This window comes from Streptococcus sp. CCH8-H5 (assembly GCF_001556505.1).
In the GTDB taxonomy this organism is placed as follows: domain Bacteria; phylum Bacillota; class Bacilli; order Lactobacillales; family Streptococcaceae; genus Streptococcus.
The window spans coordinates 303,826-325,831 of sequence record NZ_LSIZ01000032.1; the positions used below are offsets into that span (position 1 = coordinate 303,826).

Genomic DNA, 22,006 nt, shown 5'->3' on the forward strand with positions numbered 1-22,006 from the left:
GTTCTTTTGGAATTAAAGGAAGAGACATGAAAAAATATATTTTATTGAGAACCCTCCGTTCTCTATTGTCAATATTTGTCGTGACGGCCTTGACCTACACGATTATCTATACCATGGTGCCGAGGCGTCTGATTTTCAGACAGGACCCTAACTACAACAAGATTGCTAAGACAGCTGATTCTAAGGCTAACTATGAAAATACAATCTATGAACGTATGGGTTATATTGATTACTATGACACCAAGGAGTTGCAGGAGAAAGCTAGCTCCCTTGATAAGTCAGTAACCACTAAGCCAACAAAAGAAAATAAGGCTATCTACCAAAAATATGTGGATAGTTTAGGACGTGGCTGGCGTTTACATCAGTTCAAGCAAAGCAAACAATTCTATGCGACACGTGATGTGCCAGTACTTGAACGTGTGTTTGGCTTCTATACGCACCTCTTTGAATTTGACAATACTGGATGGGTTAAAGATAAAACAAATCCAAACTTGAAGCGTTATATCCGTATTGAAAATGACCCAGCTATCGGTTGGTCAGTTGTTGGTTCAGGGACTAAGCATAAATACTTGCTTTACTTTAACGGTCAGTTCCCATTTGTTCACCAAAACTTTGTTAAGATGAACCTTGGTACATCTTACCCAACTTATGCTGAGCAAGGTGTTCTTGATGTTATTACCCAAGGTCAAGGACAAACACAAAGTTCTGAGGTCAACTTCCCTACTGGTAAGAAGGTATCTTCAGTAGATATCTACTCTCGTACTTATAAATCACCAAGTCAGGCTGATGCTAGAGATCGTTCTTACTATGGAAATGACCCATACACAGCGACCAAGAGTCGCTACCAATACCCATCAATGGTGACAAGTTCTGCCATTGCAGGTTTGATTGGTTTGGTCTTGTCTTATGCTTTGGCAATTCCATTGGGATCATACATGGCACGCTTTAAAAATAGCCTCTTTGATAGTGTATCAACAGGTGTCTTGACTTTCTTGCTTTCACTACCAACCATCGCCTTGGTTTATATCATTCGTTTGATTGGTTCTGAGATTGGTCTTCCAGATTCCTTCCCTATCTTGGGTGCGGGTGACTGGCGTTCATACGTCTTGCCATCTGTTATTCTCGGTCTCTTGTCAACACCAGGTCTTGCGATTTGGATTCGTCGTTACATGATTGACTTGCAATCACAAGACTTCGTTCGTTTTGCACGTGCCAAAGGTTTGTCAGAACAAGAAATTTCGAACAAACACATTTTCAAGAATGCTATGGTTTCCTTGATTTCAGGAGTTCCAGCATCTATTGTTGGAGTTATCACAGGTGCAACCTTGACAGAAACAATCTTCGCTTTCCCTGGTATGGGTAAAATGTTGATTGACTCTGTCCGTGCTTCAAATAACGCTATGGTTGTGGGTCTTGTATTTATTTTCACAGCCCTCACCATCTTCTCATTGCTTGTGGGTGATATCCTTATGACTATTATTGACCCACGTATCAAATTGACATCTAAAGGAGGTAAATAATGGCTTCAATTGATAAAAGTAAGTTCCAATTTGTAAAGCGCGATGATTTTGCCTCTGAAACAATTGATGCACCAGCCTATTCTTACTGGAAATCGGTGATGCGTCAGTTCTTCAAGAAGAAATCAACAGTAGTAATGTTGGGTATCTTGATTGCCATCGTTTTGATGAGTTTCATCTATCCAATGTTCTCTAAATTTGACTTCAATGATGTCTCAAAAGTAAATGATTTCAGTTTGCGTTATGTACATCCAAACGCTCAATACTGGTTCGGTACAGACAGTAATGGTAAGTCCCTCTTTGATAGTGTTTGGTTTGGAGCTCGTAATTCTATCCTTATTGCTGTTATCGCTACCTTCCTTAATGTTGTCATTGGTTTGCTTGTAGGTGCTGTTTGGGGGATTTCTAAGACCTTCGATATGATTATGATGGAAATCTACAACATCATCTCAAATATTCCTGCCCTCCTTGTAGTTATCGTCTTGACTTACTCATTGGGTGCTGGTTTCTGGAATATGATCTTTGCCATGACTGTCACAGGTTGGATTGGTATTGCTTATACCATTCGTATTCAAATCATGCGTTACCGTGATTTGGAGTACAACTTGGCTTCTCGTACACTGGGAACGCCAACTGCTAAGATTGTGGTTAAAAATATCATGCCACAACTTGTGTCAGTTATCGTAACTATGGCTAGTCAGCTTTTGCCAGGATTTATCTCTTACGAAGCCTTCCTTTCATACTTTGGTTTGGGGCTTCCCGTTACGACGCCTAGTCTTGGTCGTTTGATTTCAGACTATGCACAGAACGTTACAGTCAATGCTTATCTCTTCTGGATTCCATTGACTACCTTGATTCTCGTTTCCCTTGCTCTCTTTATTGTCGGTCAAAACTTGGCGGATGCCAGCGACCCACGTACGCATAGATAGGAGTCCAATATGACAGAAAATAAAAATGTAATATTATCGGCTCGCGATATCGTCGTGGAATTTGACGTTCGTGACCGTGTTTTGACAGCCATTCGAGGAGTTTCCCTTGATTTGGTTGAAGGTGAAGTTTTAGCCTTGGTTGGTGAGTCTGGTTCAGGTAAATCAGTATTGACTAAGACTTTCACAGGGATGCTTGAAGAAAATGGTCGTGTAGCTAGCGGTTCGATTGATTATCGTGGCCAAGATTTGACCAAACTTAAGAGTCACCAAGATTGGGCACCTATTCGTGGGGCTAAGATTGCGACTATCTTCCAAGATCCTATGACCAGTCTTGACCCAATTAAGACTATCGGTAGCCAAATTGTTGAAGTCATTGTCAAGCACCAAGGAAAATCAGCCAAAGAAGCTAAAAAAATGGCCATTGACTACATGGACAAGGTTGGTATTCCTGATGCTGAAAAACGTTTCAATGAGTATCCTTTCCAATACTCTGGTGGGATGCGTCAACGTATCGTTATTGCCATTGCCTTGGCTTGTCATCCGGATGTCCTTATCTGTGACGAACCAACAACTGCCCTTGATGTGACCATTCAAGCTCAAATCATCGACCTCTTGAAATCACTCAAAGAGGAGTACGGTTTCTCAGTGATTTTCATTACCCATGACCTTGGTGTGGTAGCAAGTATCGCTGATAAGGTTGCTGTTATGTATGCTGGTGAAATCATTGAATACGCAACTGTTGAGGAAATTTTCTATGAGCCTTGTCATCCATACACGTGGAGCTTGCTTTCAAGCTTGCCACAGTTGGCTGATGATAAGGGTGAGCTTTTCTCAATTCCAGGGACACCACCATCACTTTATACACCGGTTGTTGGGGATGCCTTTGCCTTGCGTTCAGACTATGCTATGCAGATTGACTTCGAGGAAAAAGCACCACAATTCCAAGTTTCAGATACTCACTGGGCTAAGACCTGGCTCTTACATGAGGATGCACCAAAAGTTGAAAAACCTGCGGTTATCCAAAATCTACATGAAAAAATCCGTGCTAATATGGGATTTGCACATTTAGGAGATGAGGAGGAAGGCAATGCCTGAGAAGTTAGTTGAAGTAAAAGATGTGGAGATTTCCTTCGGTGAAGGAAGCAAGAAATTCGTTGCTGTCCACAATGCTAATTTTTTCATCAACAAGGGTGAAACCTTTTCCCTCGTTGGTGAGTCTGGTAGTGGTAAAACCACTATCGGGCGTGCCATTATTGGTCTAAATGATACAAGTAATGGTGAGATTATTTTTGACGGTAAGAAAATCAATGGACACTTGTCTCACTCTGAGAAAAACGACCTTATCCGTCGTATCCAGATGATTTTCCAAGACCCTGCGGCTAGTTTGAATGAACGTGCAACAGTTGATTATATCTTGTCTGAGGGTTTGCATAACTTCCATCTCTATAAGGATGAGGAAGATCGTAAAGCTAAAATCAAGGAAATCATCAAAGAAGTGGGACTTCTTGAGGAGCACTTGACACGTTACCCTCACGAATTTTCTGGGGGACAACGTCAACGTATTGGGATTGCACGTTCCTTGGTCATGCAGCCTGATTTGGTTATCGCTGACGAACCCATCTCAGCCCTTGATGTGTCAGTTCGTGCCCAAGTTTTGAACTTGCTTAAGAAATTCCAAAAAGAGTTGGGATTGACCTACCTCTTTATCGCTCATGACTTGTCAGTGGTCCGTTTCATTTCTGACCGTATCGCTGTTATCTATAAGGGGACAATCGTGGAAGTTGCTGAGACAGAAGAACTCTACAACAATCCTATCCACCCTTACACCAAGTCACTCTTGTCTGCTGTTCCTATTCCAGACCCAATCTTGGAACGTAAGAAAGTCTTGAAGGTTTATGATCCAAACCAACACGACTATTCGGTTGATAAACCAGAAATGGTTGAAGTACGTCCAGGACACTTCGTTTGGGGTAACAAGGCCGAAATCGAGACTTATCGTAAAGAACAAAGTAAATAAGTCTTTTCAATGCAAAAAAAAAATCGTGTTCCAGAAGGAACACGGTTTTTCTTTAGTCTAAATTTAAGCGTTTGGTCATGATATAGTAGGTACCAAAGTAACTTGCTGCGATGAGAATGAGAGATTGAACTAGACTAATGATATATGACGAGTTATTAATTGCAGTATATGTTGCATCTCCGGTCAAGGCTGCACCGAGTCCAAAGAAGAAACCAATAAAGAATAGGATAGCTTGAATGGCGAAAAAGGCGACAAATCCCATAAGAACTTTGTTAGTGTTGAAGAGATTTCCGATACTAATACAGAGGTAATAGAAAAGGATACCAGCAATCATTGACAAGATTGTAGAAGGGATGAAGAGGTAGAAAGCGCCTATCTCTTTTAGGATCTGGCCAAAGTAGCTGGTAGCTAGTAGGATATCTTTCATATCAAGGCAGAAAGCAGCTATAATTCCAATCGAAAGGAGTATAACGAGTGATGAAATGATATCTAAAATAAAGGCTACCAAGAGTTTAGATAAAATCAATTGGTGGGCAGAAACTGGGAGCGTATTGGTTAGATAACCTTCTCTCCCAAAGACAGTCTTTGCAAAGCGTCTGACAATGAGGACTATTGTCGCTATATAAATGGTTCCCCATACGATAATGGTAGCAAAAACCATCAGTGTGAAGAAAGCAAAGAAGAGTAGACTAGGTTCTTGGTGGCTCTGTTCAGTTACAAAAATAGATTTTCGAAGCATTAAACCCAAGGGGATAGAGAGTAGGATGGCAATACCATAGATGCCAAGATACCATTTACGGACCGATTGTAATTCATATTTAACTAATTTCCAAAACATGCTCATACCTCCTAGTTGTGGAACATCTCTCTAAAGAGTTTGTCGATAGATTTGCCATGGGCTTGACGGATATTATCAGCATCACCCTGAAGTTCAATCTGACCGTATTTTAAGAAGACAACTTCATCTAGGACGGATTCAATATCTGCAATCAAATGGGTTGAAATGATAACAGAAGCATCTTCAGAGTATTGGTTGATGATGGTTTTAAGAATGTAGTCACGTGACGCAGGATCGACTCCACCGATAGGTTCATCGAGGAGATAGAGTTTAGCTTCACGACTCATAACCAAAATCAACTGAACTTTTTCTTTGTTACCTTTTGAGAGGTCCTTAAGGCGCAAATCAGGCTGGAGCTTTAAATCCTGCAAGAGTTGCAAGGCAAGAGGATAACGGAAGTCAGCATAGAAATCTTGGAAGAAATCCAAGTAGTACTGTATTGTCTTACTTTCATCTAAATAGGTTGTGTCAGGCAAATAAGCCACTTGTGCCTTAGTGATAGGTGACGGCTGAAATCCATTAATAGTTGCTAAACCTGAAGTCGGTTGAAGGAGGCCGTTCAAAATTTTGATGAGAGTGGTTTTACCACTACCGTTTGGTCCTAAGAGACCAATGATTTTACCAGACGGGATGGACATGGTCACATCTCTAAGGGCTGGAATACCACTATAGGTCTTGGTGAGATTTGTTAGAGTTACAATATCAGTCATTGGTCTATAAGTCCTTTCCTGTTTGTTCGATGTAGTCAGTGATGATGGTCTTGATTTCAGGTGAGCTAAAACCAATGGCTGTCATCTCAGTGACAAAGTTTTTCATGAGACTTTGGGCAATCTCGTGTCGTTTTTGATCAATGAGTTTCTCATCTTCGGTAACAAAGCGACCAGAGGTACGGGCAGAGTAGACCAACCCCTCTTTTTCAAGTTCTTGGAAGGCTCTTTGTACAGTGTTAGGATTGACCCCAGCTTCCTGAGCAAATTCTCTAACGGGTAGGAGTTGTTGTCCCATACTCAATTCCTTGGAAGTTATCTTCAGTTTGACGCGATAGGCGATTTGGAGATAAATTGGCGATTTTTCATCAAATGTCCAAGCCATAAGAGACTCCTTTCTAAAAGTATAACAGTATTATTTTTGTACTATCATAATGATACAACTAAAATACTGAATTTGCAAGTAAAATGCCATATTTTCTCTAATTTCTCTGGCTTTTCCCAAACTTATATTCCTATTTTTGGTACAATAGGGGTAAGTATATTCGACCTGAAGGGAGATTATTTTGAAAATTTTAGCAACAGATATGGATGGTACCTTTCTAGACCATCTTGGTGCCTATGATAAGGCACGTTTGGAAAACCTTTTGGATGCGTGTGAAGCTAAAGATTACGTTTTTACAGTAGCTTCTGGCCGAGCTCTCTTGGCCTTGGAGGAGCTTTTTGATGGTTTTGTGAACCGCATTGCTATTATTGCGGAGAATGGGGCCTTGGTTCAGTACAAGGGCGAAGTCCTGTTTGAGTCCAAGCTAGAACCTAAAGATTATTTAGAAATTGCAGACACGACTTTAGCCTTGCCAACTTGTGAAGGGGTTCTCTTGTCTGGACGTCGAGGTGCCTATGCACCAAACGATGCAGATCCAGCCTATCTTAAGGCCATGGAACGTTACTATGAAAATGTCATGGTAACAGACCTTGAAGCGGTCACAGATGATATTTTCAAGGTAACTGCCAAGTTCCAAGGGGATACCATTATGGAACGTGGTGACTACCTCAACACGATTTTTGAGGATATGACAGCTGTGACAACTGGCTTTGATTCTATGGATATTATCCTTAAAGGTGTGGACAAGGGCTTTGGTCTTTACCATCTTTGTCAAGAGTTGGGGCGTCAAGCTTCAGATGTTGTAGCCTTTGGTGATAATCTCAATGATATGGAGATGTTGACCTTTGCTGGGCATGCGGTTGCTACGGAAAATGCCCGCGATGAGATTAAGGCAGTGGCTGACGAAGTGATTGGTCACCATAATGATGGTGCAGTCTTTGACTTCATGGAAGGATTGGTAGGTTCGGATGTCTGAGATTAAATTGTTGGCCTTGGACCTAGATGGGACCCTCTTTACTAAGGATAAGCAAGTAACAGCTGAAAATAGAGCTGCTCTTAAGGCGGCAGAAGCTAAGGGGGGTCATGTGGTCATTACGACTGGTCGTCCTCTGCCAGCTATTACTCATATCTTGGAAGATTTGGGCTTGTTGGATGATAAGCACTATAGTGTGACCTTCAATGGTGGCTTGGTTCAGCGTAATAATGGGGATATCCTCATAAAGAAAGAGATGAGTCGAGAAGATTTAAAGCAGATTTATGCTGTTTTTGAGCCTCTGGAGCTCCCGATGGATGTTATCAGTGATGGCATTGTCTATGGTGTGCCAAGTAAAGGCAATCATTCTCTCTATCGTCAGGCTAATCCTACCTTGACCTTCGTTGATGTGGAGAGTATTGATGACATTCCTGAAAATATCGTCTATAATAAAGTAGTTACGGTCTGTGAAGAAGCGTTTTTGGATGCTCAAATTCAAAAAATACCTGACCAGTTATACCAAGCGTTTGAGGTCTTTAAGTCTCGTGAAATTATCCTAGAGGTCATGCCTAAAGGTGTTCATAAGGCTGTAGGTTTGAGACTCTTGACTGATTACCTTGCTCTGGATAAAAGTCAGGTCATGGCTATGGGAGACGAGGAAAACGACTTGACAATGCTGGAGTGGGCTGGTTTTGGCGTGGCTATGGCGAATGCTGTTCCCAAGGTCAAGGCTGTTGCTAAGGCAGTAACGACAAAAACTAATGAGGAATCTGGAGTGGCTGAGGCCATCCACAAATATATTCTAGAGAAATAAGGAGAACCAAATGGGTCTATTTGATCGATTATTTGGACAAGAGGAAAACCAGTCACAGAAAACTGTAGCAAATCAGGAAATTTCAGAAACTGAGGCTCTTGATAATCAAGACTTGTCGACAAGTGAAGGGATAAGCGAGAGTCAAACAGAACAGCTCAGTGAGTCAGAGACTCAAGTAGAAGAGATTTCATCCACAGAATCTGTTGAATCAAGTGATTCTACTGTGACAGAAGGAAGTGAAGTAGCGTCTTCTGACGAAGAACTTTCTGTTGATAATCAGGCTTCAAGCGAAGCAGAAGGTGTTTCAGAGTCAGAAGAAAGTCAAGTTGCTGTGGATAACCACTTTGCGGATGTCATGGCTGATTACTATGCTAAGAAGGCTCAAGTAGCTGCTGCTGCAGAAAAAGGTGAAACTGTCACTTTTGAAGCCGTTCAAACCCGTAAAGTTGAGGAAAAACCTGAAGAAGTTCAGGCTTCAAAAACTGAAACAGAACAAGAGAAATATAACCGTACCCTCAAGAAGACGCGTACTGGTTTTGCTGCTCGCCTGAATGAATTCTTTGCGAATTTCCGTCGTGTTGATGAGGAGTTCTTCGAAGAATTGGAAGAAATGCTGATTCTTTCTGACGTTGGTGTTAATGTTGCAACGCAATTAACGGAAGACTTGCGCTACGAAGCTCGGCTTGAGAATGTCAAAAAGACTGAGGACTTGCAACGCTTGATTATTGAAAAACTTGTGGATATCTACGAGAAGGATGATGTCTACAAGGAGCAGATTAATTTCCAAGATGGTTTGACAGTCATGCTTTTTGTTGGTGTCAACGGTGTTGGTAAGACAACGTCTATCGGTAAGTTGGCACATAAATACAAAGAAGCAGGCAAAAAAGTTATGCTTGTTGCTGCCGATACCTTCCGTGCGGGAGCTGTCGCTCAGTTGGTTGAGTGGGGGCGTCGTGTTGATGTGCCAGTAGTGACTGGTGCTGAGAAGGCTGACCCAGCTTCAGTGGTCTTTGACGGTATGGAAAAGGCTCTTGCTGAGGGAGTTGACGTCCTTATGATTGATACTGCGGGTCGTTTGCAAAATAAAGACAATCTTATGGCAGAGCTTGAAAAGATTGGTCGTATTATCAAACGTGTGGTTCCAGAAGCACCTCATGAAACCCTCTTGGCCTTGGATGCCTCAACAGGTCAAAATGCCCTTAGTCAGGCTAAGGAATTTTCAAAAATTACACCTCTTACAGGTCTTGTCTTGACTAAGTTGGATGGTAGTGCCAAGGGTGGGGTGGTTCTAGCCATTCGCCAAGAGTTGGATATTCCAGTTAAGTTAATTGGTTTTGGTGAGAAAATTGATGATATTGGTGAGTTCCATTCAGAAGAATTCATGCAAGGTCTCTTGACTGGTTTGGTTTAAAAGAGTATTTAAAAAAGAGTGAGTACTGAGAAAAGGAATTCACTCTTTTTAATGGTGTCCTCACCTTGAAAAAAGTCGCTTTTATTGGTAAAATAGTAAGGAAAAACGCATGCTCTGAAAAGTGAGCTGTAACTTAATCACTGAACAACCCCTAAGCCAAAAAAAGAGATGATTGTTTTCTCTTTTTTAAGGTGAGTCATAAGAAGATTTTTAATCTTAGTTTAAGGAGAAGACATGTCTGAACGTGGACTTTTGATTGTTTTTTCAGGGCCTTCTGGTGTCGGAAAAGGAACTGTTCGTCAGGAGATTTTTTCAACACCTGACCACAAATTTGAATACTCAGTATCAATGACCACACGTGCTCAACGTCCTGGTGAAGTTGATGGAAAGGATTATTTCTTCCGTTCGCGTGAGGAATTTGAAGAGCTTATTCGTAATGGTCAAATGTTGGAATATGCTGAGTATGTGGGTAACTACTACGGAACACCTTTGACTTATGTTAATGAAACCTTGGATAAAGGTATTGATGTTTTCCTTGAAATCGAGGTTCAAGGTGCCCTTCAGGTTAAGAAAAAGGTCCCAGATGCTGTCTTCATCTTTTTGACACCACCGGATTTGAACGAGCTTCAAGAACGTTTGGTTGGTCGTGGGACAGATTCTGAGGAAGTTATTGCTCAACGTATCGAGCGTGCGCGTGAAGAAATTGCTCTTATGAGCGAATACGATTATGCCATTGTTAATGACGAAGTGCCTTTGGCTGCTGAGCGTGTCAAACGTGTTATTGAAGCAGAACACTTCCGAGTTGACCGTGTGATTGGTCGCTATCGTAATATGATTTCAGAAAAGAAATTATCAGATAAATAAATTAGAAATAGGTATAGAATTATGATGTTGAAACCCTCTATTGACAAACTTTTGGATAAAGTGCCTTCAAAATATTCATTGGTTATTTTGCAAGCCAAACGTGCCCATGAATTAGCCGCTGGTGCTGAACCAACTCAAGAGTTTACGTCAGTAAAACCAACCCTTCAAGCCCTTGAAGAGATTGAATCTGGTAATGTGACTATCCACCCAGATCCAGAATCTAAACGTGAATTGGCACGTTTGAAAGTGATTCAAGCACGTCTTGCTGCTGAGGAAGAAGAACGTAAAATCAAAGAACAAATCGCTAAAGAAAAAGAAGAAGGCGATAAAATCTAAAATCAAAGTCTTGCTTTGGTTTATGAGGAGAGGGGAGCTGAGGCATAGTGTCTCAGCTTCCTTCTTTATGACGATAATAGGCAGCTCATATTTTCTTGAGCTTGGAAGATACTGGTCTTAAGGAAGTGACAGGAGGAAATTTATGGTTTTAGTAGCACATATTATTGTCGACGTTCCTCTGATGCAGACGGACAGACCTTATAGTTACCTGGTACCGGAAGCCATGCAAGAACAAATCGCCATCGGTATGCGGGTTCATGTGCCTTTTGGTAAAGGAAATCGTTTACTTCAAGGTTTTATTATTGGCTTGGAAGAGCAGGAAAATTTAAGAGATTTTCCTGAACTAAAACCCATCGCTGAGCTTTTAGATTATGAGCCAGTGCTTAATCAGGAACAGCTGGATTTGGCTGATCAGATGCGACATACGGTCTTTTCTTATAAGATTTCCATCTTGAAGTCAATGCTACCTGGTCTCCTTAATTCGCAGTACGATAAGGTTATCATGGCAACTGATAAACTGGGTGAAGAGGAAAAAGAGACTCTCCTTCAAGGGCAGAATCATATTCTTTTCTCGCAGTTGTCAGAGGTACAACGTCAAGCCATTCCTCGTCTGGTCCAGTCTGGGCGTGTAACGGTTGATTACCTGGCTAAAGATAAGCAGAATATCAAGACTGAGAAGCACTATAGTGTTCAAAAGGGTATTCTCGAGACTTTGGCTATTTCGCAAAGGGCTAAGAAACGATTGGAGTTGCGAGACTTCTTGCTAGAAAAGAGTGGGTCTGGAAAGTTGACGGATCTCCACAAGCTTTTTTCACGAGATGTGGTTAAGTTTTTCATTGATGCTGGTGCCTTGGTCATCACCGAAGTTGAGGTCAATCGTGCCGATAGCTACTTTGAAAAGGTAGAGAAGACGGAATTCCTCGAGCTCAATGCTCAACAGGCACATGCTGTTGAAAAAATGACGCACCAAATTGGACAAGGTGGCAAACCTTTCTTATTGGAAGGAGTGACGGGATCAGGTAAGACCGAGGTCTACCTGCATCTTATCGAGAGGACCCTGGCTATGGAAAAAACCGCCATTGTCTTGGTGCCAGAGATTTCCCTAACACCTCAAATGACCAATCGTTTCATTTCACGTTTTGGGGACTTGGTGGCGATTATGCATTCAGGCTTGTCAGACGGTGAGAAATTTGACGAGTGGCGTAAGGTTAAATCTGGTCAGGCTAAGGTTGTGGTGGGAGCGCGTTCGGCTATCTTTGCTCCTTTGGACAATATCGGAGCTATCATTATCGATGAGGAACATGAGGCGACCTATAAGCAGGAATCCAATCCTCGCTATCATGCTAGAGATGTTGCCTTGCTTAGGGCTAAGAGTCATGGAGCTGTGCTTGTCCTTGGGTCAGCAACACCCTCTATTGAGACACGGGCGAGAGCTCAGAAAGGGGTTTACCATTTTCTTGAGTTGACACAAAGGGCTAATCCTAATGCTAAAATTCCTCAGGTGGAAGTGGTGGACTTCAAGGATTTTGTGGGCCGTCAAGAGGCGAGTGATTTTACACCACCTCTTTTGAAAAAAATCAGGGAACGTTTGGCACGTAAGGAACAAGTCGTATTGATGTTGAATCGTCGTGGGTATTCTTCTTTTGTCATGTGTCGTGACTGTGGCTATGTGGATGATTGTCCAAATTGTGATATTTCACTGACCTTGCACATGGATACCAAGACCATGAATTGCCACTATTGTGATTTTCAAAAAGCAATACCACATGTCTGTCCTAACTGTCAGAGTCGTCAGATTCGCTATTATGGGACTGGGACACAGAAGGCTTATGACCAGTTAACGGAACTTTTGCCAGAAGCCAGAGTGATTCGTATGGATGTTGATACGACACGTAAGAAAGGTGCTCACGAGAAGCTCTTAGAGACTTTTGGAAGTGGCAAGGCTGACATTTTGCTTGGGACTCAGATGATTGCCAAGGGCTTGGATTTTCCCAATGTCACCTTGGTAGGGGTCTTGAATGCAGATACATCGCTTAATTTACCAGATTTTCGTTCGGCTGAGCGTACCTTCCAGCTTTTGACTCAGGTGGCTGGTCGTGCTGGTCGTGCTGACAAGGAAGGGGAAGTTATTATTCAAACCTATAATCCTAGTCATTATGCCATTCGGTTTGCGCAACAACAGGATTATGAAGCTTTCTATGCCTATGAGATGGGGATTCGACGTCAGTTGGCCTATCCGCCATATTTTTATACGGTAGGAATCACGCTTTCTCACAAGGATGAAGAGTTTGTCGTCCGCAAGAGCTATGAGGTTATGGCTTATTTAAGAGAGCACTTGTCAGACAAGGTGACCTTCCTAGGGCCAACGCCTAAGCCTATTGCCCGAACACATAACCTTTATCATTATCAGATTATTATCAAATACCGTTTTGAGGATAACTTGGAAGAAACGCTTAATAGGGTCCTTGACATGACTCAGGAACCTGAAAACAAGGACCTGCGTTTGATTATCGATCACGAACCTCAGAATTTTACCTAATCTAGAAAAGGAAGAATATGACAAAATTAGTATTTATGGGAACGCCTGCCTTTTCAGCGACTGTGCTGGAAGGACTTTTGACAGATGAGCGTTACGATATTGTTGCTGTGGTGACGCAACCAGACCGTGCTGTCGGCCGTAAAAAAGAAATTCGCATGACACCGGTCAAGGAAGTAGCCTTGGCGCATGACTTGCCAATTTATCAACCGGAAAAATTGTCAGGGTCAGAAGAAATGGCGCAATTGATGGCACTTGGTGCTGATGGGATTGTTACTGCAGCTTATGGACAATTTTTACCAAGCAAGTTGCTTAATAGCATGGATTTTGCGGTGAATGTCCACGCTTCTCTCTTGCCCAAATACCGTGGTGGGGCACCTATTCATTATGCTATTATCAATGGGGATGCAGAAGCTGGTGTGACTATTATGGAAATGGTTAAGGAAATGGACGCTGGTGACATGGTTAGCCAAAAGGCCTTGCCAATTCTTGACGAGGATAATGTTGGTACCATGTTTGAAAAATTGGCCGTCTTGGGTCGCGACCTTTTGCTTGAGACCTTGCCTGCCTATATTGCTGGAGAAATCAAACCTGTTTCTCAAGATGCCAGTCAGGTAACGTTTTCGCCAAATATTAGCCCAGAAGAGGAGCGTCTTGATTGGAATAAATCGGCTCGTGACATCTTCAATCAAATCCGTGGCATGTACCCATGGCCTGTGGCACATACCTTGCTTGACGGTAAACGTTTCAAAATTTATGAGGCGGACTTGGCAGAAGGTCAAGGACAGGCTGGTCATATCATTGAAAAGACCAAGAAGAGTTTGGTAGTTGCGACTGGTCAAGGAGCCATTTCACTTAAGACAGTTCAGCCTGCAGGAAAACCCCGTATGGCTATTGCTGATTTCCTTAATGGGGTCGGACGCAATCTTGAAGTAGGTGATGCATTTGGCCAATGATTGGAAAAAAACATCCCGTGGACAGGCACTTGAAGTCTTAGAAGAAGTCTTCCAGGAAGGAGCTTACTCAAATATTGCTCTCAATGCCCATCTGAGTAAGTCGCATCTGACAGACAAGGACAAGGCCTTGGTGACGGAAATTGTCTATGGGACCGTGGCTCGTAAGATTACGTTGGAGTGGGTCCTAGCCCATGTCATCGAGGACCGTGACAAGCTTGAACCTTGGGTCTATGACTTATTGCTTTTGAGCCTCTATCAGTTGGCCTATTTAGATAAGATTCCAGCCCATGCGGTGGTTAATGATGCCGTTTCTATTGCTAAAAATCGTGGCAATAAAAAGGGGGCTGAGAAGCTGGTGAATGCGGTTCTTCGTAAACTATCTAGCCAGCCTTTGCCAGATCCAAGCACAATCAAACGTGTCAATAAACGCTATTCTGTTCAGTATTCTCTACCTGTATGGTTGGTTAAAAAACTTATCGACCAGTATGGAGAGGATCGTGCCCTTGCTATTTTCCAAAGCCTTTTTGTGAGAAACAAGGCTAGTGTGCGTGTAACGGATGCGTCACGTTTGGAAGAGATTGCGGAGGCCACTGGGGCTGAGTGTTCAGTATTATCCCCAGTCGGGCTTGTTAAGTCTTCAGGTTACTTTGCTGGGACAGATTATTTTAAAGAGGGCTTGTTGACCATTCAGGATGAGACCAGTCAACTGGTTGCGCCAACTTTAGGGATTCAAGGTGAGGAAGAAATCCTGGATGCCTGTGCGGCACCTGGAGGTAAGACGGTACATATGGCCTCATATTTGACGAGTGGACATGTGACGGCGCTTGACCTCTATAATCATAAGCTTGCTCTTATCGAAGGAAATGCACAACGTCTTGGCTTAGCTGATAAGGTTAAGACTCAGAAACTGGATGCTAGTCAGGTGCATCAAGTCTTCGCCGCTGATAGTTTTGACAAGATATTAGTGGATGCACCTTGTTCGGGAATTGGGCTCATTCGTCGGAAACCCGATATCAAATATAACAAGGATCTCCAAGACTTTGAGTCCCTTAAGGCTGTGCAGTTGGATATCCTATCCAGCGTTTGTCAAACCCTACGAAAAGGTGGTATAATAACATATAGTACTTGCACCATCATAGCAGAAGAAAATCAAGAGGTGATTCAAGCCTTTCTTGAGAGCCATCCTGATTTTGAGCAAGTTGCCTTAGACCATCCATGTAAAGACATCGTGGTCAATGGCTGTTTGGCAATTACCCCCGAACAGTATCTAACTGATGGTTTTTTCATCGCACAGTTGCGTAAAAAAGCTTAGGGTTACAGAGGAGGAAATGCTGACGCAAGTCAGAAAGAAAACTATGGAAATATCATTATTAACGGACATTGGCCAAAAACGGTCAAACAACCAAGATTTTGTTAATAAATTTGTCAACCAAGCTGGTGTTACCCTTGTCGTTGTTGCAGATGGAATGGGTGGACACCGTGCTGGAAATATTGCCAGTGAGATGTCAGTGACTGACCTTGGTCGTGACTGGATTAACACTGATTTTCGTGAGTTGAGTCAAATTCGTGATTGGATGATTGCTGCCATTGATGCAGAAAATCGTAAAATCTATGAGCTTGGCCAAAACGAAGAATATAAGGGAATGGGAACAACTATCGAGGTTCTTGCCTTTGTTGATAATGCTGTGATTTTCGCCCATGTTGGGGATTCACGTATTGCCCTTATCCGTAATGGTGAGTATAAGCAATTGACGAATGACCACTCTTTGGTCAATGCTCTTATCAAGGCTGGTCAGTTGACCGAAGAAGAAGCAGCGGCTCACCCACAACGTAATATCATTACGCAATCTATTGGGCAAGCTGCTCCGATTGAGGCTGACCTTGGTGTCCAACAATTGGAACCAGGAGACTATATTTTGGCCAATTCAGATGGATTGACTAATATGATTTCAATTGAACAGATTGTTCATATTGTCAACAGTCCTGGTTTCGTCGAGGAAAAAACGAGTCGTTTGGTAGCTGCAGCCAATGAGGCAGGTGGTCTTGATAATATTACCGTTGCTCTCATTAAGGTAGAAAGTGAGGAAGGATAATGATCCAAGTTGGCAAATTGTTTGCTGGACGTTATCGAATCCTTAAATCTATCGGACGTGGTGGTATGGCGGATGTTTATCTGGCTAATGACCTGATTCTGGATAATGAAAAAGTGGCTATTAAGGTACTTCGTACCAATTACCAAACTGATCAGGTGGCTGTGGCCCGTTTCCAACGTGAAGCGCGTGCCATGGCAGAACTCAGTCATCCTAATATCGTTGCTATCCGAGATATTGGCGAAGAAGACGGCCAGCAGTTCTTGGTGATGGAGTATGTGGACGGTTCGGACTTGAAGAAATACATTCAAGACCATGCGCCACTTTCTAACCAAGATGTTGTGCGTATCATGGGGGAGGTCCTTTCCGCCATGACTCTTGCCCATCAAAAGGGCATTATCCACCGTGACCTTAAGCCGCAAAACGTTCTTTTAACTAAGGACGGTACAGCCAAGGTCACAGACTTCGGAATTGCGGTTGCCTTTGCAGAGACTAGTCTAACTCAAACAAACTCTATGTTGGGTTCTGTCCACTACCTCTCACCAGAGCAGGCTCGTGGATCTAAAGCGACTATCCAAAGTGACATCTATGCTATGGGTATTATGCTTTTTGAAATGTTGACAGGTCATATTCCTTATGATGGCGATAGTGCAGTAACCATTGCACTCCAACATTTCCAAAAACCACTACCATCGATTTTGGCAGAGAACCGTAACGTTCCCCAAGCTTTGGAAAACGTGGTTATTCGAGCAACAGCCAAAAAACTAGAAAATCGTTACAATAGTACTTTGGAAATGAGTCGTGACTTGGTAACGAGTTTGCATCCTAGTCATCGACGCGATGCCAAGATAGTCTTTGATGATATGACGGATACCAAGACCTTGCCGAAGGTTGATCCAGTTCCATCAGCAAGTCCTGAGAAAAAAGCCGTTGCTGCTGAACCATCAGAGCCTACACCTGCTCCAAGTAAACAACCAAGGAAAAAAACGACACCAGCTAAGAAGAAAAAGAAGAACTTCTTCTCAACCTTACTCAAGGTTTTCCTAGGACTTGTCTTTATTGGTATTATCATCTTTGCTTATTTAGTCTTTACCAATCCTGATAATGTCCAAGTACCTAATGTGGTCGGTCAGGAGTTGTCCACAGCTCAGACTAAAATTGAGGGTGCTGGATTTAAGGTAGGAGAAGTCAAAGAAGTGGAAGATGACTCTGTCGATACGGGTAAGGTCATCAAGACAGATCCTACAGCTGGAACCACACGAAAAGAAGGATCAAGCATTGATGTCTATGTTTCTTCTGGTAGTAAAGGTTTCGCTTTGAAAGACTACAAGGGTAAAAACTATAAGGATGCCATTGAGGACTTAACTTCGAATTATGGTGTTTCTGAGGACCAAATTGATATTCAGCATGTCGAAGACGACAGTGCTGAAGAGGGAGAAATCCTATCTCAAAGTCCAGGGAAAAACAAGTCTTTCAATCCTAAGGATAGTAAGGCTAAGATTAAGTTCCGTGTGGCAACTCCTAAGACAGTTACCATGCCTGATGTGACTGGTTTGACGGTTTCAACAGCGATTCAAACCTTGAATCGTAAGAATATCTCAAGTAGTAGCATCGAGTACCACGACTATAATACTGGTGCCAAATTAGATAAGGATAAGGTTCCTAGCAGTACGGAGGTCCTTTATCAAGATCCACAAGCTGGTACAAGTGTTGATGGTACAGTGATTCTCTATGTTTCGGTTGCAACAGCAAGTTCAAACCTTCAGTCAAGCTCAAGTAGTACGACACATTCGTCATCAACGAGCTCAAGTACTGACAGTACAACTTCAAGCACTGAAACCTCGACAGAGGCTACTCACACAGAACTACAATAGATTAAAAAACTTAGACATAATGAAGAGAGGTTATTTAATCTCTCTTTTTTGCTACCTAGAGATCTTGTCGATAGCCTAAAAAGCCTGCTTGCCAGAGGTCAGAGATTCTTTTATAATGAAGACATCACATATAGGAGAGACGCTATGAGAAACCGTAGAAAACTGAGAAGGTATATCATTACCTACGATATTGTCATAACAGTCCTGGCCTTGATTTCCATTGGCTTGGTTATCTTTGATTTAGTTGGCTTAATTTCAATTGGAAGGCGACCTTTTAGAGTGATAGATCAGTCTATAACGCTCATATTTGCCATTGATTATGCGATTCGTTTCTCCTTAGCACCTCGTAAGCGAATCTTTGTGAAAACACATGTGTTGGACTTGTTGGCTATTATTCCCTATAATGAAGTCTTTACCTTCCTCCGTTTTTCAAGAGTGGGACGCTTTGCCAGGTTGGCCAAACTCTCACGTTTAATTGGTTTGAGTAGCAAGCTCAAGCATATTTCCAATCGTATCAATCGCAGAAATGGCTTTTATTTTCTACTTTCGGTTAATAGTATTATCATTCTTATCAGTAGTGCTGTTATTGCCCGAGTAGAACACCATAATTTTATAGATGCTATTTGGTGGTCTGTAGCAACGGTGACTACGGTTGGTTATGGAGATATCGTCCCTAAAACGCTTGTAGGTAAGGCAGTCGCTGTTATTCTCATGTTTAGTGGGATTGCCACTCTAGGGTTGTTAACTAGCTCTCTTAATAATATTTTTGTGCGGTCAGGTCGTCAGACTGAACGAAAATTAGCCGAGCTTAAGAAAGAATTAGCAGAGCAGCGTGTCATACTGGAGGAAATCAGAAGTACAGTGCTAATGATAAGAAGCAAAATGGACGATACTGACGATTAAGATTTTTGAATGAAAGACTGTGTTTCCTGTAATGGAGGCACTTTTTTGCTTTCTTCTGCCCCTTTTCTATCTTGATTACTCAATGCTCAAACTGGGTCTTTTTGTCAATTGCCTTAAAATTTGATAGAATGAAGCCTGTATACTTTTATTTGAGAGGTCCTTATGACCAAATTTAATTTTTTCTTAGTGGTGGAAGCCCTGCTTTTGACTCTGGGCCTGATTACCATTTTTAATAATGATATTACCAGTTTTATTTTCATTCTGGTTTTGACCTTGTTAGCGGTTCGCTTTTTTAATAAGGAATCCAAAAGTGACTTTGTCTTGACCATCTGTTTGATCTCACTTTTTCTGGTTTCCATGTGGAATATCTATGTGGTGCTTGCGATTTTGGTGGGTGTGGCCTATGTCATGATTAACCATTTTTCACAGGTCAAGAAAAAGAATCGCTACGCTCTTATTCAATTCAAGGAAGACGACTTGGATCCTCAGGCTGTGCGAAATCAGTGGATTGGAACTCGGATGGAACCTGTCAGTGATCGCTATGACTTTGATGATATCAATATCATCCGTTTCTTTGGGACAGATGTGATTGATTTGACCCAGGTTATCGTCTCGGGGCGAGATAATGTTGTGATTTTGCAGAAACTTTATGGTCCGACGACTATCTTGGTACCAATTGATGTTTCCGTCAAGCTCAATATATCAGCGATTTATAGCTCTGTCACCTTCTTCAATGAAGATGAGTACGACCTCCGTTACGAAAGATTGACCTTGCAGGGGGCGGAGTATGAACATGCTCATCGAACAGTGAAATTGATTCTCAATGTGGGAGCTGGACCAGTGGAGGTACGTCGCAAATGAAGAAACAGTACCTATTTTTGATTCTGATTTATTCAGTTGTTGTTCTGGTTGGCGTTACCCTAGTGGTTATGGATAGCTTTAACCTTAACTTTTCATTGGTTTTTGGTAATCTGTCTCAGGTCTTCCATTTCCTTTTTAACATGTTTTTTGTGGTTCTGAGTTTGCTCATTTTGCTTTATATTCTTTGGGCCATTGCCAATGATAACAGTATGCGATCAGTCAATCAGGATTTGCGCCGCATTATCAATAATCAACCAGTCAAACGTCAGGGAGATATTGAGTTAGACAAGAATATGATGCGCTTATCTCATAAGATGCGTAAATTGACTAAGGACTTGCAGAAAACTGAGAATGCCCAAGCTCTTCAAAGCCGTGATATTATTAAGAAGGAGCGAGGACGTATTGCTCGTGACCTTCACGATACCGTTAGTCAGGAGCTTTTTGCGGCTAGTATGATTCTTTCTGGTGTCTCTCAGATGGCGGACCAGCTAAGTAAAGAAGATTTGCATAATCAAATTCAGGCGGTTGAGGCCATGCTGACGGACGCTCAAAATGATATGCGTGTCTTGCTTTTGCATCTTCGTCCGACAGAGCTTGAGAACAAGACCTTGCAAGAAGGCTTGCAGATGATTCTTAAGGAATTAACCGATAAATCCAATATCCATGTCGTCTACAAGGATATGGTTAAGAAAGTGCCTAAGCGTATTGAAAATAATCTTTTTAGGATTGCCCAAGAGTTTATCTCTAATACTCTTAAACACGCCAAGGCTAGCCAGATAGAGGTTTATCTCTATCAAAATAGTCAGGAAATTCAATTGAAAATGTTGGATAATGGTGTTGGTTATGATTTAAATGCGTCGACTGACGAGATGAGTTATGGACTGAAAAATATCCAGGAGCGTGTCGATGAAATGGCGGGAACTGTGCAGTTCCTATCTGCTACAGGTAAAGGAACATCTATTGATGTTCGTGTGCCGATATTAAGAGGAGAAGACAATGTCGAATAAGATAAATGTGATTTTGGTCGATGACCATGAGATGGTCCGTTTGGGCCTTAAGAGTTTCCTGAATCTCCAAGGAGATGTCGAAGTGGTTGGAGAAGCGAGCAATGGCCGAGAAGGTGTTGACCTTGCCCTGGAACTTCGTCCAGATGTCGTCGTAATGGACCTTGTCATGCCTGAATTAGATGGTGTTCAAGCGACTTTGGAATTGCTCAAAGAATGGCCAGAAGCCAAGATTTTGGTTTTGACTAGCTATTTGGACAATGAAAAAATTTATCCAGTCATTGAAGCTGGTGCTAAAGGTTATATGCTTAAAACTAGCAGTGCAGCAGAGATTCTCAATAGTATCCGTAAGGTTTACCGTGGTGAAGAAGCTATCGAAACAGAGGTGGACAATAAGATTAAATACCATGATAGCCATCCGGACCTACACGACGACTTGACGGCACGTGAACGTGATATCCTGGCACTTTTGGCTAAGGGTTACGATAATCAGACCATTGCTAACGAGCTATTCATTTCATTGAAAACCGTTAAAACCCACGTGTCTAATATCCTAGGAAAACTCAATGTTGATGACCGTACTCAGGCAGTCGTTTATGCCTTTAGACATCATTTGGTTTCACAGGATGATGAATAAAGTTATCAACTAACCTTGTTATTTAGAGGCTAGGGAGAGTTATCATAATTCTTACCCCTTACTCGGATTTTGCAAGTCAAATCTTTTGACTTTATTTCTAGCAAAACATATAATGAAATCATCCTAAAACTTTTCTTTTTTCATATGAGGTTGAAGCGACCTCATATCATCTATCTAAGTTCGCTTAGATGATGAAATCTCCTAACTCCTAGCAATCGGTATTTCCGGTTGCTTTTTTTGAAAAAAGTTAAAAAAAGTGTTGACAGCCAACTAGTTTTTCTGTAGAATAATAAGAGTCTTTTGGGGTATAGCCAAGCGGTAAGGCAAGGGACTTTGACTCCCTCATGCGTTGGT

21 protein-coding genes are annotated in these 22,006 nt (G+C 42.1%); 18 read left to right on the forward strand and 3 right to left on the reverse strand.

Going from position 1 to position 22,006, the window contains the following annotated elements; all coding sequences use genetic code 11:
- Nucleotides 1-26: 26 nt before the first annotated feature.
- From AX663_RS03135 to AX663_RS03150, 4 genes are read left to right on the forward strand one after another with little or no spacing between them, the layout of a single operon-like run.
- Entirely contained in the window at nt 27-1,520 is a 1,494-nt protein-coding gene (locus AX663_RS03135; RefSeq protein WP_060972661.1) for an ABC transporter permease, read from the forward strand.
- The gene (gene oppC, locus AX663_RS03140) at nt 1,520-2,446 is read left to right on the forward strand and encodes an oligopeptide ABC transporter permease OppC (RefSeq protein ID WP_002886846.1); all 927 of its coding nucleotides are present in this window, start codon (nt 1,520-1,522) and stop codon (nt 2,444-2,446) included. Before AX663_RS03135 ends, oppC begins: the two co-directional genes overlap by 1 nt.
- Before the next feature lie 9 nt (nt 2,447-2,455).
- Nucleotides 2,456-3,541 carry an ABC transporter ATP-binding protein gene (locus AX663_RS03145; protein ID WP_060972662.1) on the forward strand — a complete coding sequence of 362 codons (1,086 nt, stop codon included), beginning with the start codon at nt 2,456-2,458 and terminating at the stop codon, nt 3,539-3,541.
- Nucleotides 3,534-4,463 carry an ATP-binding cassette domain-containing protein gene (locus tag AX663_RS03150; RefSeq protein ID WP_049527675.1) on the forward strand — a complete coding sequence of 310 codons (930 nt, stop codon included), beginning with the start codon at nt 3,534-3,536 and terminating at the stop codon, nt 4,461-4,463. Before AX663_RS03145 ends, AX663_RS03150 begins: the two co-directional genes overlap by 8 nt.
- Before the next feature lie 52 nt (nt 4,464-4,515).
- Here the strand turns inward: AX663_RS03150 and AX663_RS03155 are convergent, their stop codons facing one another.
- Genes AX663_RS03155 through AX663_RS03165 form a run of 3 tightly spaced genes read right to left on the reverse strand, consistent with a single transcriptional unit; the run spans nt 4,516 to nt 6,393 of the window.
- Nucleotides 4,516-5,301, reverse strand: a complete 786-nt coding sequence (locus AX663_RS03155) for a hypothetical protein (protein WP_021143813.1) — start codon at nt 5,299-5,301, stop codon at nt 4,516-4,518.
- Between the two features lie 11 nt (nt 5,302-5,312).
- Nucleotides 5,313-6,011 (reverse strand): ABC transporter ATP-binding protein, encoded by a 699-nt coding sequence (locus AX663_RS03160; protein ID WP_060972663.1) that lies wholly within the window; start codon nt 6,009-6,011, stop codon nt 5,313-5,315.
- 4 nt (nt 6,012-6,015) lie between these two features.
- Nucleotides 6,016-6,393, reverse strand: a complete 378-nt coding sequence (locus tag AX663_RS03165) for a GntR family transcriptional regulator (protein ID WP_002891430.1) — start codon at nt 6,391-6,393, stop codon at nt 6,016-6,018.
- A gap of 181 nt (nt 6,394-6,574) precedes the next feature.
- Here AX663_RS03165 and AX663_RS03170 point away from each other — a divergent pair, with 181 nt between their 5' ends.
- The 14 genes from AX663_RS03170 to AX663_RS03235 all read left to right on the forward strand — a co-directional run bounded on the left by AX663_RS03170 (nt 6,575) and on the right by AX663_RS03235 (nt 21,652).
- Nucleotides 6,575-7,369, forward strand: a complete 795-nt coding sequence (locus AX663_RS03170) for a Cof-type HAD-IIB family hydrolase (RefSeq protein ID WP_060972664.1) — start codon at nt 6,575-6,577, stop codon at nt 7,367-7,369.
- Complete coding sequence (locus AX663_RS03175; RefSeq protein WP_060972665.1) at nt 7,362-8,180, forward strand: Cof-type HAD-IIB family hydrolase; 819 nt, start codon at nt 7,362-7,364, stop codon at nt 8,178-8,180. Before AX663_RS03170 ends, AX663_RS03175 begins: the two co-directional genes overlap by 8 nt.
- Nucleotides 8,181-8,190: 10 nt before the next feature.
- The gene (gene ftsY / locus AX663_RS03180; RefSeq protein ID WP_002891427.1) at nt 8,191-9,591 is read left to right on the forward strand and encodes a signal recognition particle-docking protein FtsY; all 1,401 of its coding nucleotides are present in this window, start codon (nt 8,191-8,193) and stop codon (nt 9,589-9,591) included.
- Nucleotides 9,592-9,825: 234 nt separating this feature from the next.
- Nucleotides 9,826-10,455 (forward strand): guanylate kinase, encoded by a 630-nt coding sequence (gene gmk / locus AX663_RS03185; RefSeq protein ID WP_002884259.1) that lies wholly within the window; start codon nt 9,826-9,828, stop codon nt 10,453-10,455.
- A 21-nt stretch (nt 10,456-10,476) separates the two neighbouring features.
- Entirely contained in the window at nt 10,477-10,791 is a 315-nt protein-coding gene (gene rpoZ, locus AX663_RS03190; RefSeq protein WP_002886855.1) for a DNA-directed RNA polymerase subunit omega, read from the forward strand.
- A gap of 142 nt (nt 10,792-10,933) precedes the next feature.
- Nucleotides 10,934-13,330, forward strand: a complete 2,397-nt coding sequence (locus AX663_RS03195) for a primosomal protein N' (RefSeq protein WP_060972666.1) — start codon at nt 10,934-10,936, stop codon at nt 13,328-13,330.
- 17 nt (nt 13,331-13,347) lie between these two features.
- The gene (fmt, locus tag AX663_RS03200; protein WP_060972667.1) at nt 13,348-14,283 is read left to right on the forward strand and encodes a methionyl-tRNA formyltransferase; all 936 of its coding nucleotides are present in this window, start codon (nt 13,348-13,350) and stop codon (nt 14,281-14,283) included.
- Nucleotides 14,273-15,595, forward strand: a complete 1,323-nt coding sequence (rsmB, locus tag AX663_RS03205) for a 16S rRNA (cytosine(967)-C(5))-methyltransferase RsmB (protein ID WP_060972683.1) — start codon at nt 14,273-14,275, stop codon at nt 15,593-15,595. Before fmt ends, rsmB begins: the two co-directional genes overlap by 11 nt.
- 43 nt (nt 15,596-15,638) lie before the next feature.
- Nucleotides 15,639-16,376, forward strand: coding sequence for a Stp1/IreP family PP2C-type Ser/Thr phosphatase (locus tag AX663_RS03210; RefSeq protein ID WP_060972668.1), 738 nt, complete (start codon nt 15,639-15,641; stop codon nt 16,374-16,376).
- Nucleotides 16,376-18,247 carry a Stk1 family PASTA domain-containing Ser/Thr kinase gene (pknB, locus tag AX663_RS03215; protein WP_060972669.1) on the forward strand — a complete coding sequence of 624 codons (1,872 nt, stop codon included), beginning with the start codon at nt 16,376-16,378 and terminating at the stop codon, nt 18,245-18,247. The genes AX663_RS03210 and pknB overlap by 1 nt, the downstream gene beginning before the upstream one ends.
- Nucleotides 18,248-18,391: 144 nt before the next feature.
- The gene (locus tag AX663_RS03220; RefSeq protein ID WP_060972670.1) at nt 18,392-19,150 is read left to right on the forward strand and encodes a potassium channel family protein; all 759 of its coding nucleotides are present in this window, start codon (nt 18,392-18,394) and stop codon (nt 19,148-19,150) included.
- A 162-nt stretch (nt 19,151-19,312) separates the two neighbouring features.
- A complete protein-coding gene (liaF, locus tag AX663_RS03225) occupies nt 19,313-20,011 on the forward strand; it encodes a cell wall-active antibiotics response protein LiaF (protein WP_037603001.1) in 699 nt (232 codons plus the stop codon).
- Complete coding sequence (locus AX663_RS03230) at nt 20,008-21,018, forward strand: sensor histidine kinase (RefSeq protein ID WP_002891418.1); 1,011 nt, start codon at nt 20,008-20,010, stop codon at nt 21,016-21,018. The genes liaF and AX663_RS03230 overlap by 4 nt, the downstream gene beginning before the upstream one ends.
- The gene (locus AX663_RS03235; RefSeq protein WP_002891417.1) at nt 21,008-21,652 is read left to right on the forward strand and encodes a response regulator transcription factor; all 645 of its coding nucleotides are present in this window, start codon (nt 21,008-21,010) and stop codon (nt 21,650-21,652) included. The genes AX663_RS03230 and AX663_RS03235 overlap by 11 nt, the downstream gene beginning before the upstream one ends.
- Nucleotides 21,653-22,006: the final 354 nt, after the last annotated feature.

Excerpts from the sequence above, each read along its gene's own strand:
- AX663_RS03220 (WP_060972670.1), top strand. The coding sequence starts at position 18,392 with ATGAGAAACCGTAGAAAACTGAGAAGGTATATCATTACCTACGATATT.
- AX663_RS03230 (WP_002891418.1), top strand. The coding sequence starts at position 20,008 with ATGAAGAAACAGTACCTATTTTTGATTCTGATTTATTCAGTTGTTGTT.
- oppC (WP_002886846.1), top strand. The coding sequence starts at position 1,520 with ATGGCTTCAATTGATAAAAGTAAGTTCCAATTTGTAAAGCGCGATGAT.
- AX663_RS03175 (WP_060972665.1), top strand. The coding sequence starts at position 7,362 with ATGTCTGAGATTAAATTGTTGGCCTTGGACCTAGATGGGACCCTCTTT.
- ftsY (WP_002891427.1), top strand. The coding sequence starts at position 8,191 with ATGGGTCTATTTGATCGATTATTTGGACAAGAGGAAAACCAGTCACAG.
- AX663_RS03135 (WP_060972661.1), top strand. The coding sequence starts at position 27 with ATGAAAAAATATATTTTATTGAGAACCCTCCGTTCTCTATTGTCAATA.
- gmk (WP_002884259.1), top strand. The coding sequence starts at position 9,826 with ATGTCTGAACGTGGACTTTTGATTGTTTTTTCAGGGCCTTCTGGTGTC.
- AX663_RS03210 (WP_060972668.1), top strand. The coding sequence starts at position 15,639 with ATGGAAATATCATTATTAACGGACATTGGCCAAAAACGGTCAAACAAC.
- AX663_RS03155 (WP_021143813.1), bottom strand. The coding sequence starts at position 5,301 with ATGTTTTGGAAATTAGTTAAATATGAATTACAATCGGTCCGTAAATGG.
- liaF (WP_037603001.1), top strand. The coding sequence starts at position 19,313 with ATGACCAAATTTAATTTTTTCTTAGTGGTGGAAGCCCTGCTTTTGACT.
- AX663_RS03150 (WP_049527675.1), top strand. The coding sequence starts at position 3,534 with ATGCCTGAGAAGTTAGTTGAAGTAAAAGATGTGGAGATTTCCTTCGGT.
- AX663_RS03145 (WP_060972662.1), top strand. The coding sequence starts at position 2,456 with ATGACAGAAAATAAAAATGTAATATTATCGGCTCGCGATATCGTCGTG.
- AX663_RS03195 (WP_060972666.1), top strand. The coding sequence starts at position 10,934 with ATGGTTTTAGTAGCACATATTATTGTCGACGTTCCTCTGATGCAGACG.
- AX663_RS03235 (WP_002891417.1), top strand. The coding sequence starts at position 21,008 with ATGTCGAATAAGATAAATGTGATTTTGGTCGATGACCATGAGATGGTC.
- fmt (WP_060972667.1), top strand. The coding sequence starts at position 13,348 with ATGACAAAATTAGTATTTATGGGAACGCCTGCCTTTTCAGCGACTGTG.
- rpoZ (WP_002886855.1), top strand. The coding sequence starts at position 10,477 with ATGATGTTGAAACCCTCTATTGACAAACTTTTGGATAAAGTGCCTTCA.
- AX663_RS03165 (WP_002891430.1), bottom strand. The coding sequence starts at position 6,393 with ATGGCTTGGACATTTGATGAAAAATCGCCAATTTATCTCCAAATCGCC.
- pknB (WP_060972669.1), top strand. The coding sequence starts at position 16,376 with ATGATCCAAGTTGGCAAATTGTTTGCTGGACGTTATCGAATCCTTAAA.
- AX663_RS03160 (WP_060972663.1), bottom strand. The coding sequence starts at position 6,011 with ATGACTGATATTGTAACTCTAACAAATCTCACCAAGACCTATAGTGGT.